Source organism: Pseudomonas sp. LBUM1676 (assembly GCF_059695605.1).
Genome location: NZ_CP166777.1, coordinates 5,872,000 through 5,884,827, shown reverse-complemented (window position 1 = coordinate 5,884,827; position 12,828 = coordinate 5,872,000). Strand labels below are relative to the sequence as shown.

Sequence of the window (12,828 nt, the reverse complement as noted above, 5' to 3'; positions counted from 1 at the left end):
GCCCGAGGGCGCCGTTTTCATGTCCAGCCATTACCTCACAGAGGCAATCCTGCCTTGACCCGATACTGATTACGCACCGGTGTCGCATATTGCAGCACCAGGAACGGGCGATGTTCCTCGGGGCATGCCTCCAGACGTCGCTGCCATTCTTCCTTTGCCTTGGCCAGCTCATCGGTGGCAAACACCTCGGAGGCTTTCGGCACCTGCAATTGCGGGTCGGCGTCTTTCCACTGCGCATACGCCAGGTAGTGCACCGGGAATAACCGATAGCCGCCGAGAATCTGCTTGTCCATCTCGATCGCCAGTTGCTTGGTGTCGTCGAACAGCTGCGTGATCGGCGCGGCGAAGTTCACGTGGACGCGGCCCTTGTAGCCGGTGATGCCCTTGGCGATGCTCACGTCGTCCTCGCCCGGCACTTTGGTGTAGCTGCCCGTGGCGGCTCGGATGAACAGCTCGCGGGCCTTGGCCTGATCGCACGGGTCGTACTCGTAGCTGATCGACACCGGAGTGACGTTCAGCGAGCGGATGACTTCACCGAACGGCTCGTCCTTGCGGCTCATGTGGAACATCTTGAGGATCGCCGATTCGGTGCGATCATCGCCGTCCTTGGCCCGACCTTCTGCCTGGGCGATCCAGATCGACGCGCAATCGTTGCGGATCGAGTGGTTGATATAGGCCGACAGCAGTTGGTACGCCGCCATCTTCTCGCGGCGACCGGTGATCGAACGGTGCACGATGAAGCTCTTGTTCAGGCGCATCAGGTCGCTGACGAAGGGTTTTTGCAACAGGTTGTCGCCAATCGCGATGCGGGGTGTCGGCAGGCCGGCGTGGTATACGGCATAGTTGACGAAGGCCGGGTCCATCACGATGTCGCGGTGATTGGCGATGAACAGATAGGCGCTGCCGGACTTGAACTGCTCGACCCCGGTGTACGTCACGCCGTCGGTGGCGCGCTCGATGGTGTGGTCGACATAGAACTCGACTTTGTCCTGCAATGTGGCCACCGAGTTGACGCCGGCGAACTCACGGCGCAGCCGATGAGCTATAAGAGGTTTGAGCATCCAGCCGAAGGCACCGGCATAGCGCGGGAAGCGGAAGTGGATGAGGATATCTAGAAACGCCTTGTCACCAAGCAACCGGTTCAGTACTGCCGGGACTTCGCTATCGTCGTAAGGTCGGATGGCATCGAATTCGCCCATCATGCTCTCTTGTTGGAAACGGCTAGGGTAAGTAAAGGTTTTGATCGAAAACCAACGGGGCACGGTCTGAAAAGTTAGCCAGACAAAAATAGCCCTGCAAATAGACCGGCGATTATACGCACAAGTCACCCGGGAGACCGCGATGCTGGAAACCGAGCGCTACGAATGTCCATATTGTGGTGAAGAGGCTGAAGCGGTCCTGGACTTGTCAGGTGGCGATCAGACGTATATCGAAGATTGTCCGGTGTGTTGTCGCCCCATTACGTTTGTCCTGCAGACCGATGGTCAGGAATGGTTGCTCGAAGTTCACAGCGAAAACGAATGAAAAAGGGGTTCCCATGCAGCGAATCTACGAACCGGAAAACCTGATGGAGGGTGAGTTGCTGCAAAGCATGTTGGCCAGCGAGGGCGTCGAGGCGCATCTGGTGGGGCGTGACTTGCTGGGTGGCACCGGCGAGTTGCCGATCTTCGGTGTGCTGGGGCTATCGGTCGACAACGATCAGGCTGACTACGCCAGGGAGTTGATCACTGCGTACAATGCCGCGCTGCCGCTGTTCGGCGATGAACCGGAGAGTTTTCCCGGCACGCTGGTCTGTTAGGCTGGTGTCCGTTTTGACTAGAGTTGTGCTGCCCCATGTGTGGACGTTATGCCCTGTTTCGCTGGAACCCCGCTTTCGCGGCCCTGCCCGGCTTCCCCGCCGATCAACAGGCCCAGTGGAATATTTCTCCCAACGATTCGGTGTTGATGCTACGCGCCGGCAGTGATGGCCAGCGTGAGTTGGCCCGCGCCCGCTGGGGGCTGACTCCGCCGTGGCTGAAAGACCTGTCCCGCACACCGGCCCATGCCCGCGCTGAAACCGTTGCCGAACAGCCGATGTTTCGTGAGGCCCTGCGAGTGCGCCGTTGCCTGCTACCGGCCAACGGGTTCTACGAATGGCGCGGCACCACCCGCAAGCGGCCATACTGGTTGACCCCCGGTGAGGGCTCGGCGCTGTTTTTTGCGGCGATCTGGGAGGCGTATCCGGTGCAGGAGCAGGTGTGGCTGAGCACGGCGGTGATCACTCAAGCGGCAGCGAGTCAGCGTCGTCCATTGATTCTCGATGCGGCGGGGCAGGAGGCATGGCTTAATCCCGAAACGCCGCTGCATGGGTTACAGGCGTTGCTTGCCAGTGAGCCCGCGGCGTTGCGCGAACGGGTGTTGGCGAACCTGGTAAATGATCCGAAGCTCAATGGTCCGGAGTGTCTCACTCCGGGTTGATTCGGTGCCTGTGAGATTTTTTGCTGCGCCGATGGGAGCTTTATCCGAAATGTCAGTCTGCATATCTGTTGTGTCTGGCGCCGATACCAATCCACGCCTAGGATACCCGGCATGTTTTCAGGGAGTTTTTTGATGAACAAGACATTGGTTTTGTGTGCGCTGAGCGCAGGTTTGCTGCTCGCCGGTTGTCAGTCGGTCAACACCACCAGCGGCGGCGCTGTGGGCGTTGAGCGCAAGCAGTACATGTTCAGCATGTTATCGACCGATGAGGTCAACCAGATGTATGCCCAGTCTTATCAAAAGACAGTGGGGGAGGCGACCAGCAAAGGCGTGCTGGACAAGACCAGTAACGACGCGAAGCGAGTCCAGGCGATTGCCGACCGGTTGATTGCCCAGGCGCCGAAATTCCGTCCGGATTCGGCGCAGTGGAAGTGGGAAGTCAATCTGATCAAGAGCGATGAACTCAACGCCAACTGCGGGCCTGGCGGCAAGATCATTTTCTACACCGGGCTGATTGACAGCCTGAAACTGACCGACGATGAAATCGCCGCGATCATGGGCCATGAAATCGCCCACGCCCTGCGCGAGCACGGTCGGGAAGCGATGTCCAAGGCTTACGGTATCGAGATGGCCAAGCAGGGCGCAGGCGCCTTGTTCGGCCTGGGCCAGGACAGCCTGGCGCTGGCTGACACTGTTGCCAACTACGGCATGACCTTGCCCAACAGCCGTTCCAATGAAAACGAGGCGGATTTGATCGGCCTGGAACTGGCCGCACGCGGGGGTTACAACCCGAATGCCGCGATCACCCTGTGGAACAAGATGAGCAAGGCCTCCGAAGGTTCGCCACCGGAGTTCATGAGCACCCACCCGGCTTCGGCGAGTCGTATTGCTTCGTTGCAAGCGGCAATTCCTAAGGTCATGCCGCTTTACGAGCAGGCCAAGAAATCCTGATAGTCATGCGCTGAGGCCGCTGACGCCTTCGCGAGCAAGCCCGCTCCCACATTGAAATGCGATCAACTGTGGGAGCGAGACCGGCTTGCCGGCGAGGCACGATTACGCGGTGCTACTGACTAAACGCGTCAAACCCACCCACTGCTCTGCATCGCCTTGTACACCGCGACAATGGCCAGGATGAGAAACGCCGACGCCGCCAGGCGACGGATCAACGTCAATGGCAGTTTGTCCGCGGCAAAGTTGCCCGCCAACACCACCGGCACGTTGGCAATCAACATACCGGCGGTGGTGCCGATGATCACCAGCCACAGGTCCGGATATTGTGCTGCAAGCATCACGGTGGCGACCTGGGTCTTGTCACCCATCTCCGCGAGGAAAAACGCGATCAGCGTCGTCAGGAACGGTCCGAACTTGCGGGCGGTGCTGGCTTCGTCGTCGTCCATCTTGTCCGGCACCAGGGTCCACAGCGCAGTCGCGGCGAAGCTGGCGGCGAGGATCCAGTGCAGCGTCGCATTCGAGAAGAAACTGCCGAACCAGGCACCTACCGCACCTGCTGCCGCATGGTTGGCCAGGGTCGCGGCGACGATACCGGCGATGATTGGCCAGGGCTTGCGAAAACGGGCAGCGAGAATGAGCGCGAGCAGTTGCGTCTTGTCGCCGATTTCGGCCAAGGCAACGATTGCGGTGGGGACGAGTAGAGAATCCAACATCAGGGTTTTCCTAAGGGGCGGGTCGACACGGCTATGACACGTACAGCCTTCCCGCCCCGGGTAAGGTGTTCGTGTCATAGGTCTTGTCAAACCCTGCGGCCCGTCTGATGCGGACGCTTGGGTCGCATACGCCATGGTCTTTTGACCAAGTATGTTGACGTATGCCGGACGAGCATGGCGCTCGTGGGAGACTACTCCCCTAGGACGGAGCGGATTCTGCCTAGGCAAAACCGATTGAGCAAGTCTCTTTTTTTAAAAGAAGTTTCAGCCGCGCTTGGCCCGGTAGATTCTGAAACCTTGTCCTTCGGCCTTGATCGCACACACCCCCAGGTGCTCTTCGATCAGGGGCTGATACTTCAGGAAGCTGTTTGCAACCAGCCGCAGTTCGCCACCATTTTTCAGATGTTTGGCCGCTTTTCGCAACAAGTTCTCCGTGGCGTGATAATCGGTATGCACACCGACATGGAACGGCGGATTGCTCAGGATGGCGCTCAAACCCATCGGCGCTGCGTCGATTCCGTCACCGGTAATGACCTCCGCTTCGAGACCGTTGGCGGCCAATGTCAGACGACTGCTGGCTGCGGCAAAGGCATCCACGTCCAGCAGGGTGACCAGATTGTGCGGATAGCGACGTTTCACCGCCGCGCCCAGCACGCCGGCGCCGCAACCGAAGTCCAGCAGATGGCCGCTCGGCAATTTGTCCAGATGTTCCAGCAGCAAGGCGCTGCCGCGATCCAGTCGGCCGTGGCTGAACACTCCCGGCAGGCTGATGACTTTCAACGGGCCTTCGGCCAGCGGCAGTTCATATTCCTGGGCCAGGCTTTCCAGCGGTTTGGCTTGCGGCGCATTGGCCACGGTGACCTGCCACAGCTGGCAATGCCGCGCGCTGTCGAGTTTGCGCGGTTTGCCGAAGGGGTTCAGTTGCTTGGCCGCGCCCTCGATGCCGCTACGCTTTTCACCGACCAGAAACACCTCGCGACCGGCCAGGCGCGAGGCGACGGCATTGAGGATGTAATCAGTCAGGTCCTTGGACTTGGGCAGAAACACCACGGCGGTGTCGAACTCGCGCTCCGGCACCGTCACGCCAAAATGGCTGCGCTCGGCAAACCGCGCGTCCAGCGCCGCTTGATCGCCGGCATGCCAGCACCAGCCATGGGCATCGGGCAAACGACCCAGCAGGTCATCGGCGGGCAAACCGGCCAGCAGTACCGAACCCTGGAATAACTCAGCCTGACGAAGCAGTACTTCACTGCGCGGATCCATAATCTGCTCCTTGAAAAAAAGTGCCGCAGTTTATCAACTGACGACCCGCAGCGCTGTACCGCTGAAATATCCCTGAGCGTTCTCGGTCAATTGGCCAACGATCCGCTGCCGCGCTTCGCGACTGCCCCAGGCGTTGTGCGGAGTGACGATCAGCCGTGGGATGTCATCGGCCAACAGCGGGTTGCCCGCGGTCGGTGGCTCGACGCTCAGCACGTCGGTGGCCGCGCCGCCCAGATGACCGTTGCGCAAGGCCTCGGCCAGGGCCTGTTCGTCGATCAAGCCACCACGGGCGGTGTTGACCACGAAGGCGCCGGGTTTCATCGACGCGAGTTCACGGGCGCCAATGAAGTGGCGGGTGTGTTCGTTGAGCGGGCAGTGCAGGGTCAGCGCGTCGATTTGCGGCAGCAGTTCATCCAGCGGCAGGCGATCCGGCCGGGCAGGGCGTCCCGGAATCTGCCCCAGCAGCACGCGCATGCCAAACGCTTCGGCCAGTCGCGCGACCGCGCCGCCCAGTTCGCCGTGACCGAGCAAGCCGAGGGTTTTGCCTTCCAGTTCGACGATCGGGTAGTCGAGCAGGCAGAACTGTTTGGCTTGCTGCCAGCGGCCTTCACCCACGGCTTTCTGATAGTCGGCCAGGCGAGTCGCCAGGTTGAGCAGCAACATGATCGTATGCTGGGCCACCGACGGCGTGCCATAACCCTGGCAATTGCACACGGTAATGCCATGGGCACTGGCTGCCGCGAGGTCGACGTTGTTGGTGCCGGTAGCGGTGATCAGGATCAGCTTCAGCTCGGGGCTGGCGGCGATAGCGTCAGCATCGATCAGGATTTTGTTGCTGATGGCGACGGTAGCGCCTTTGAGGCGTTCGATGACCTGGTCAGGCGTGGTCTGCGCGAACAACTGCAGTTCGCCGAAACAGGCGCGCAACGGGCTGAGGTCGAGATCGCCCAGGTCCAGGGATGGATGATCGAGGAAAACGGCGCGGTGTGAGTTCGTCATCAACTGTACCTTTTGTGCATTGGGATGAAGGCGTAACCTGCCGAGCCTACCAGATGAAACAAATCGTTACGCTTGGCCAAAAGGAGCCACCATGTACTGGACCGAGTTTTTGACTGTTGCCCTGATTCATTTGCTGGCCGTCGCCAGTCCCGGCCCGGACTTTGCCGTGGTGGTCCGCGAAAGCGTGACCCACGGCCGTCGCGCCGGCACCTGGACGGCGCTGGGCGTCGGCACGGCGATTTTCCTGCACGTCGGTTACTCGTTGCTCGGCATCGGCCTGATCGTGTCGCAATCGATCGTGTTGTTCAACGCCTTGAAATGGGCCGCCGCCGCTTATCTGCTGTACATCGGCTTCAAGGCTTTGCGCGCTCGGCCGGCCAGCGCGGTGACGGATGAGCTGCACAAGGAGGCAGGCGAGCGTACGGCTCGCGGCGCCTTCACTTCCGGGTTCGTGACCAATGGCCTGAACCCGAAAGCAACGCTGTTCTTCCTCTCGTTGTTCACCGTGGTGATCAATCCACACACTCCGCTGTCGGTGCAGGCTGGCTACGGCATTTATCTCGCGGTGGCTACCGCTGTCTGGTTCTGCCTGGTGGCGATGCTGTTCAGCCAGCAGCGCGTGCGCGCAGGTTTCGCGCGCATGGGCCATTGGTTCGACCGGACCATGGGCGCGGTGCTGATCGCCATCGGCGTGAAACTCGCATTTACCGAGATGCATTGATCGAACGACCGCAACCTTCGTAGGCGCTGGCTTGTCGGATCGCCGCACCGCAGCGAAGGCGGTGCGTCTGGTGTACCGCGTTGTCCCGTTCGCCAGCAAGCCGGCTCCTGCAAAAGAGCGAAGTCAGCGTGTCAGTGCAAGTGCTGGCGCAACGCTAGCATTTGCTCGACTTTACAAATCATTCCTTTGGCTGATTTGGCACGCGCCCAAGGGCACTAGAGTGCTTACTTTCAGTCACGACCGTGCAGTCAGAAAAGGGATTCTTATGTTGCAGACTCGCGTTATCCCCCCAGCCGAAGGCGCTTACCAGTATCCGCTGTTGATCAAGCGGCTGTTGATGTCCGGCGCGCGTTACGAGAAAACCCGCGAGATCATTTACCGCGACCAGTTGCGCTACAGCTATCCGACCCTGATCGAACGGGTCGCGCGGCTGGCCAACGTACTCACGGCAGCCGGCGTCAAGGCCGGCGATACCGTGGCGGTGATGGACTGGGACAGCCATCGTTACCTGGAATGCATGTTTGCCATCCCTATGATCGGCGCGGTGATCCACACCATCAACGTGCGCCTGTCGCCGGAACAGATCCTCTACACCATGAACCACGCCGAGGACCGCTTCGTGCTGGTCAACAGCGAGTTCGTCGGGTTGTACAACGCGATTGCCGGGCACCTGACCACGGTAGAGAAAACCCTGCTGCTGACCGATCTGCCGGAAAAAACCGCCGATCTGCCGAACCTCATCGGCGAGTACGAGCAGTTGCTGGCGGCCGCGAGCACGCAGTACGACTTTCAGGACTTCGACGAAAACTCGGTCGCGACCACGTTCTACACCACCGGCACCACCGGCAACCCGAAAGGCGTGTACTTCACCCATCGGCAACTGGTGCTGCACACCATGGGCGTGTCGACGATCATGGGAGCCATCGACAGCGTAAGGCTGCTGGGCACCAACGACGTGTACATGCCGATCACCCCGATGTTCCACGTGCACGCCTGGGGCTTGCCGTATGTGGCGACCATGCTCGGGCTCAAGCAGGTCTATCCCGGTCGCTACGATCCGGAATACCTGGTGGAGCTATGGCGCAAGGAAAAGGTCACCTTTTCCCACTGTGTGCCGACCATTCTGCAAATGGTCCTCAATTCCAAGGCGGCCCAAGGCACGGATTTCGGCGGCTGGAAAATCGTTATCGGCGGCAGTGCACTGAACCGTGCGCTGTACGAAGCGGCCAAGGCCAACGGCATTCAGTTGACCGCCGCCTACGGCATGTCGGAAACCGGGCCGCTGGTGTCGTGCGCGCACCTCAACGATGAACTGATGGCCGGCACCGAAGACGAACGCACCACGTACCGGATCAAGGCCGGCGTGCCAGGGCCGCTGGTGGAGGCGGCGATCGTCGATACCGACGGTAACTTCCTGCCGGCCGATGGCGAGACCCAGGGTGAACTGGTGTTGCGTGCGCCGTGGCTCACCGAAGGTTATTTCAACGAACCGCAAAAAGGCGCCGAGCTCTGGGCCGGGGGCTGGCTGCACACCGGTGACGTCGCGACCCTGGACAGCATGGGCGTGATCGACATTCGCGACCGGATCAAGGACGTGATCAAGACCGGCGGCGAGTGGATTTCCTCCCTGGACCTGGAAGACCTGATTAGTCGCCATCCGGCGGTACGCGAAGTAGCAGTGGTGGGCATTGCCGATCCGCAGTGGGGCGAGCGCCCGTTTGCCTTGCTGGTAATCCGCGAAGGCCAGGTAATCGGGGCCAGGGAACTCAAGGAGCACCTCAAGCCGTTCGTGGAGCAGGGGCACCTGAGCAAGTGGGCCATCCCGAGTCAGATCGCCCTTGTTACTGAAATTCCCAAGACCAGTGTCGGCAAACTCGACAAGAAGCGCATTCGCGTCGACATCACCGAATGGCAAGCCAATAACAGCACCTTCCTTTCAACGCTTTAAGCGTCCCCTGGTGTGCCCGAAAGGGCACGCCAGGCCCACCAAGCAAGCGCTTGGCTTGTGAAATCCGAATTTTCAGCCATCCTTGCCCTGCCGACAGATGTCGGTATGGCGAAAGGACTGTTCCAGAGTGGTTGGCGGCTGCAAATCACACTTTAGAGGGATCAAGCAGTGCTACCTGCTGGCTATAGTCCGCTCAAGGATTTTTAAGAACGGAGCACACGCACAAACCGGGGCGATGCAACTTTGGAATGACTTAGGGCCACCTTGGCGCCCAGTCATCCATCGCGTTTTTAAGAGTGCTAACTGCCATAACAATAATGCACATGGAGTAGCGTCGATGACATCAGTAAACCAGTTCTGGCGCAGGGCGAAACTGCCCCTGGCGGTCAGTCTTGCCTCTACGCTCGCCGGGCCAGCATTCGGCGTCAGTTTCAACGTTGGTGAAATCGAAGGTCAGTTCGACTCATCGCTGTCGATCGGAGCCAGTTGGTCTACCGAGAGTGCCAACAAGAACCTCATCGGCGTCAACAACGGTGGTCGCGGCCTGTCCCAGACCTCCGATGATGGTCACTTGAACTTCAAGAGCGGTGAAACTTTCTCGAAGATCTTCAAGGGTATCCATGACCTTGAATTGAAATATGGCGACACCGGCGTTTTCGTCCGTGGCAAATACTGGTACGACTTCGAACTCAAGGACGAAAGCCGCGACTTCAAGGACATCAGCGACAGCAACCGCAAGGAAGGCGCCAAATCCGCTGGCGGGCAGATCCTCGATGCCTTCGTCTATCACAACTACGCCATTGCCGATCAGCCGGGTTCCGTGCGTCTGGGCAAGCAGGTCGTGAGCTGGGGTGAAAGTACCTTCATCGGTGGCGGCATCAACTCGATCAACCCGATCGACGTTTCCGCTTTCCGCCGTCCAGGCGCCGAGATCAAGGAAGGCCTGATCCCGGTCAACATGTTCTACGTGTCCCAGAGTCTCACCGAGAACCTCTCGACCGAAGCCTTCTATCAACTGGAATGGGACCAGACGGTTACCGACAACTGCGGCACGTTCTTCTCGCAACCGGACGTGATTTCCGATGGCTGTGACCAAAACCTGGCCGTGTTGCGTACCCGCAACGGTCTCAACGGTGCACTGACAGCTGCAGGGCTGCCGGCTGGGCTGCGTAATGCTGCCATCAACACCCTGGCTGCGAGGGGCGTGAACTGGGGCAACCCGGATGAAGGCGCCATCGTTCGTCGCGGTCCGGATCGCGATGCACGTGACAGCGGCCAATTCGGCGTGTCTTTCAAATACATGTTCGAGCCGCTGGACACCGAATTCGGTGCCTATTTCATGAATTACCACAGCCGTGCGCCGATTTTCAGTGGCACAGGCGCTCCGGCGAGCGCCTACAGCGGGGCGGCCCTGGGGGGCGCACTGGTCGGCGCCGGTATTCCGGGCGCTATCGTGGGCGGCCCGACGGGCCTGGCTGCGCAGTTGTTGCCGTTCCAAGTGGTGGGCAACTCCAGCTACTTCGTCGAGTACCCAGAAGACATTCGCCTGTATGGCCTGAGCTTCTCCACCACGTTGCCTACTGGTACGGCGTGGAGTGGTGAAGTCAGCTACCGTCCGAATGCGCCGGTGCAACTCAACACCACCGACATCCTTTATTCCGGCCTGACACCACTGAACCCTAACGTTTCCGTGCTGCAAGGACAACCAGGCGCGGATCAACATGGCTATCGCCGCAAGGAAGTCACTCAGCTGCAGACCACCTTCACGCACTTCTTCGACCAGGTGATGGGCGCCGCGCGCCTGACGTTGGTGGGTGAGGTCGGCTATACCCACGTCGGCGGCCTGGAAAGCAACTCCGAAGCCCGTTACGGCCGTGATCCGAGCTACGGTCCCGGCCCGTTGCCAGGTGGCCAGTGTCAGGTACTGAACACCGGGACTCTGGCTGGCGGCCCGCAGAACAACGTCAGTCGTTACTGCGAAAACGATGGCTTCACCACCGCAAACTCCTGGGGCTACCGCGGTCGTGCCATCTGGGAATACAACGACGCAATCGCCGGGGTGAACCTCAAGCCGAACGTGGCCTGGTCCCATGATGTGGAAGGTTACTCGCCAGGCCCTGGCGGCAACTTCGAGGAAGGTCGCAAAGCGGTCAGCCTGGGCCTCGATGCCGAATACCAGAACACCTACACCGCAAGCCTGGCGTACACCAACTTCTTCGACGGCAAGTACACCACCACCGATGACCGCGACTTCGTTGCGCTCAGCCTCGGCGTGAACTTCTAAGCACTGTATTTTCAGGACGAACGCATATATGAAAATAACAAAGAGTCTGTTCCACGTCGGTGTCCTGGGGCTTTCGCTGCTGGCGACCGGTGTGATGGCTGCGGTCCCTGCGGCCGAAGCGGATAAACTGGGCAAGAGTCTGACCCCGATGGGCGCCGAGATGGCGGGCAACGCCGACGGGTCGATCCCGGCCTGGAAACCAATGGCGAAAAACGCCGGTAACGTTGACGGCAAAGGCTTCCTGTCCGACCCGTTCGCCAGTGAAAAACCGCTGTTCACCATCACGGCGCAGAACGTCGACCAGTACAAGAACAAGCTTGCCCCGGGCCAGTACGCGATGTTCAAGCGCTACCCGGAAACCTTCAGGATGCCGGTCTACCCGTCCCATCGCGGCGCCACCGTGCCGGATGCGGTGTTTGCCTCCATCAAGAAAAACGCCACCAGCACCAACCTGGTGTCCGGTGGCAACGGCCTGGAAAACTTCGAAACCGCGGTACCGTTCCCGATTCCGAAAACCGGTGTGGAAGTCATCTGGAACCACATCACCCGCTATCGCGGTGGCAGCGTGACCCGCCTGATCACCCAGGCCACGCCGCAGCCGAACGGCTCGTTCAGCCTGGTGTACTTCCAGGACCAGTTCGTGTTCCGCGACAAGATGAAGGACTACGATCCGGCGAACCCGGGTAACATCCTGTTCTACTTCAAGCAGAAAGTGACCGCGCCGGCACGTCTGGCCGGTGGTGTGCTGCTGGTGCACGAAACCCTCGACCAAGTGAAGGAACCGCGTTCGGCGTGGGTCTACAACGCCGGTCAGCGTCGTGTGCGGCGTGCACCGCAAGTGTCCTATGACGGGCCGGGTACCGCTGCCGATGGCCTGCGTACCTCCGACAACCTGGACATGTACAACGGTGCGCCGGATCGCTACGACTGGAAGCTCGAAGGCAAGAAAGAGATCTACATCGCCGCCGACAGCTACAAGCTCGACTCGCCGCAACTGAAGTACGCCGACATCATCAAGGCCGGCCACATCAACCAGGACCTGACTCGTTACGAGTTGCGCCGGGTCTGGCACGTGGTGGCTACCCTGAAGGAAGGTCAGCGTCACATCTACGCCAAGCGTGACTTCTACATCGACGAAGACACCTGGCAAGCCGCAGTGATCGATCACTACGACGGTCGCAATCAACTCTGGCGTGTGGCGGAAGCTCACTCCCAGAACTACTACAACGTCCAGGTGCCCTGGTACACCCTGGAAACCCTGTATGACCTGCAATCGGGTCGTTACCTGGCGCTGGGCATGAAGAACGAAGAGAAGTCGGCGTATGACTTCGGCTTCACCGCTACCACCAGCGATTTCACCCCGGCGGCGTTGCGTCAGGATGGTGTTCGCTAACCTGCGCTGAAACAGAGGCCGCATCTTCGAAAAACGCCCCGACTGGTTCGGGGCGTTTTTTGTTCGCGGTCTTTTTGTAGCCATTTGTAGCAATAACCT

At 60.0% G+C, this 12,828-nt stretch carries 12 protein-coding genes and 1 riboswitch; of the genes, 8 read left to right on the top strand and 4 right to left on the bottom strand.

Annotation, left to right across the window (positions count from 1 at the left end):
* Window positions 1-35: 35 nt before the first annotated feature.
* Window positions 36-1,202 carry a 1-acyl-sn-glycerol-3-phosphate acyltransferase gene (locus tag ACA041_RS27170; RefSeq protein WP_497438632.1) on the bottom strand — a complete coding sequence of 389 codons (1,167 nt, stop codon included), beginning with the start codon at window positions 1,200-1,202 and terminating at the stop codon, window positions 36-38.
* Between the two features lie 139 nt (window positions 1,203-1,341).
* Here ACA041_RS27170 and ACA041_RS27165 point away from each other — a divergent pair, with 139 nt between their 5' ends.
* The 4 genes from ACA041_RS27165 to ACA041_RS27150 all read left to right on the top strand — a co-directional run bounded on the left by ACA041_RS27165 (window position 1,342) and on the right by ACA041_RS27150 (window position 3,408).
* The gene (locus tag ACA041_RS27165) at window positions 1,342-1,524 is read left to right on the top strand and encodes a CPXCG motif-containing cysteine-rich protein (RefSeq protein ID WP_008153387.1); all 183 of its coding nucleotides are present in this window, start codon (window positions 1,342-1,344) and stop codon (window positions 1,522-1,524) included.
* Window positions 1,525-1,537: 13 nt separating this feature from the next.
* Window positions 1,538-1,798 (top strand): putative signal transducing protein, encoded by a 261-nt coding sequence (locus tag ACA041_RS27160; RefSeq protein ID WP_497438631.1) that lies wholly within the window; start codon window positions 1,538-1,540, stop codon window positions 1,796-1,798.
* 35 nt (window positions 1,799-1,833) lie between these two features.
* The gene (locus tag ACA041_RS27155; protein ID WP_497438630.1) at window positions 1,834-2,457 is read left to right on the top strand and encodes an SOS response-associated peptidase; all 624 of its coding nucleotides are present in this window, start codon (window positions 1,834-1,836) and stop codon (window positions 2,455-2,457) included.
* A 132-nt stretch (window positions 2,458-2,589) separates the two neighbouring features.
* Window positions 2,590-3,408, top strand: a complete 819-nt coding sequence (locus ACA041_RS27150) for a M48 family metallopeptidase (RefSeq protein WP_497438629.1) — start codon at window positions 2,590-2,592, stop codon at window positions 3,406-3,408.
* A gap of 128 nt (window positions 3,409-3,536) precedes the next feature.
* Here ACA041_RS27150 and ACA041_RS27145 read toward each other — a convergent pair whose 3' ends face one another.
* From ACA041_RS27145 to ACA041_RS27135, 3 genes are all read right to left on the bottom strand, one after another.
* The gene (locus tag ACA041_RS27145; protein ID WP_420650767.1) at window positions 3,537-4,121 is read right to left on the bottom strand and encodes a TMEM165/GDT1 family protein; all 585 of its coding nucleotides are present in this window, start codon (window positions 4,119-4,121) and stop codon (window positions 3,537-3,539) included.
* 88 nt (window positions 4,122-4,209) lie between these two features.
* Window positions 4,210-4,334: riboswitch (yybP-ykoY riboswitch) on the bottom strand.
* A gap of 51 nt (window positions 4,335-4,385) precedes the next feature.
* The gene (locus ACA041_RS27140) at window positions 4,386-5,384 is read right to left on the bottom strand and encodes a methyltransferase (protein ID WP_497438628.1); all 999 of its coding nucleotides are present in this window, start codon (window positions 5,382-5,384) and stop codon (window positions 4,386-4,388) included.
* A gap of 33 nt (window positions 5,385-5,417) precedes the next feature.
* Window positions 5,418-6,383 carry a 2-hydroxyacid dehydrogenase gene (locus ACA041_RS27135; protein ID WP_497438627.1) on the bottom strand — a complete coding sequence of 322 codons (966 nt, stop codon included), beginning with the start codon at window positions 6,381-6,383 and terminating at the stop codon, window positions 5,418-5,420.
* A gap of 91 nt (window positions 6,384-6,474) precedes the next feature.
* Between ACA041_RS27135 and ACA041_RS27130 the strand changes: the two genes are divergently transcribed.
* The 4 genes from ACA041_RS27130 (at window position 6,475) to ACA041_RS27115 (ending at window position 12,729) form a co-directional block, all read left to right on the top strand.
* Window positions 6,475-7,104 carry a LysE family translocator gene (locus tag ACA041_RS27130; RefSeq protein WP_497438626.1) on the top strand — a complete coding sequence of 210 codons (630 nt, stop codon included), beginning with the start codon at window positions 6,475-6,477 and terminating at the stop codon, window positions 7,102-7,104.
* Window positions 7,105-7,369: 265 nt separating this feature from the next.
* Window positions 7,370-9,052, top strand: a complete 1,683-nt coding sequence (locus ACA041_RS27125; protein WP_497438625.1) for a fatty acid--CoA ligase — start codon at window positions 7,370-7,372, stop codon at window positions 9,050-9,052.
* Between the two features lie 337 nt (window positions 9,053-9,389).
* Window positions 9,390-11,336: a DUF1302 domain-containing protein gene (locus ACA041_RS27120; protein WP_497438624.1), complete on the top strand. Its 1,947-nt coding sequence runs from the start codon at window positions 9,390-9,392 to the stop codon at window positions 11,334-11,336.
* A gap of 28 nt (window positions 11,337-11,364) precedes the next feature.
* Window positions 11,365-12,729 carry a DUF1329 domain-containing protein gene (locus ACA041_RS27115; RefSeq protein ID WP_497438623.1) on the top strand — a complete coding sequence of 455 codons (1,365 nt, stop codon included), beginning with the start codon at window positions 11,365-11,367 and terminating at the stop codon, window positions 12,727-12,729.
* Window positions 12,730-12,828: the final 99 nt, after the last annotated feature.

Bases quoted from the DNA above. Each gene is read 5' to 3' on its own strand.
- ACA041_RS27150 (WP_497438629.1), top strand. From the start codon at position 2,590: ATGAACAAGACATTGGTTTTGTGTGCGCTGAGCGCAGGTTTGCTGCTC.
- ACA041_RS27155 (WP_497438630.1), top strand. From the start codon at position 1,834: ATGTGTGGACGTTATGCCCTGTTTCGCTGGAACCCCGCTTTCGCGGCC.
- ACA041_RS27160 (WP_497438631.1), top strand. From the start codon at position 1,538: ATGCAGCGAATCTACGAACCGGAAAACCTGATGGAGGGTGAGTTGCTG.
- ACA041_RS27165 (WP_008153387.1), top strand. From the start codon at position 1,342: ATGCTGGAAACCGAGCGCTACGAATGTCCATATTGTGGTGAAGAGGCT.
- ACA041_RS27120 (WP_497438624.1), top strand. From the start codon at position 9,390: ATGACATCAGTAAACCAGTTCTGGCGCAGGGCGAAACTGCCCCTGGCG.
- ACA041_RS27170 (WP_497438632.1), bottom strand. From the start codon at position 1,202: ATGATGGGCGAATTCGATGCCATCCGACCTTACGACGATAGCGAAGTC.
- ACA041_RS27125 (WP_497438625.1), top strand. From the start codon at position 7,370: ATGTTGCAGACTCGCGTTATCCCCCCAGCCGAAGGCGCTTACCAGTAT.
- ACA041_RS27115 (WP_497438623.1), top strand. From the start codon at position 11,365: ATGAAAATAACAAAGAGTCTGTTCCACGTCGGTGTCCTGGGGCTTTCG.
- ACA041_RS27130 (WP_497438626.1), top strand. From the start codon at position 6,475: ATGTACTGGACCGAGTTTTTGACTGTTGCCCTGATTCATTTGCTGGCC.
- ACA041_RS27135 (WP_497438627.1), bottom strand. From the start codon at position 6,383: ATGACGAACTCACACCGCGCCGTTTTCCTCGATCATCCATCCCTGGAC.
- ACA041_RS27140 (WP_497438628.1), bottom strand. From the start codon at position 5,384: ATGGATCCGCGCAGTGAAGTACTGCTTCGTCAGGCTGAGTTATTCCAG.
- ACA041_RS27145 (WP_420650767.1), bottom strand. From the start codon at position 4,121: ATGTTGGATTCTCTACTCGTCCCCACCGCAATCGTTGCCTTGGCCGAA.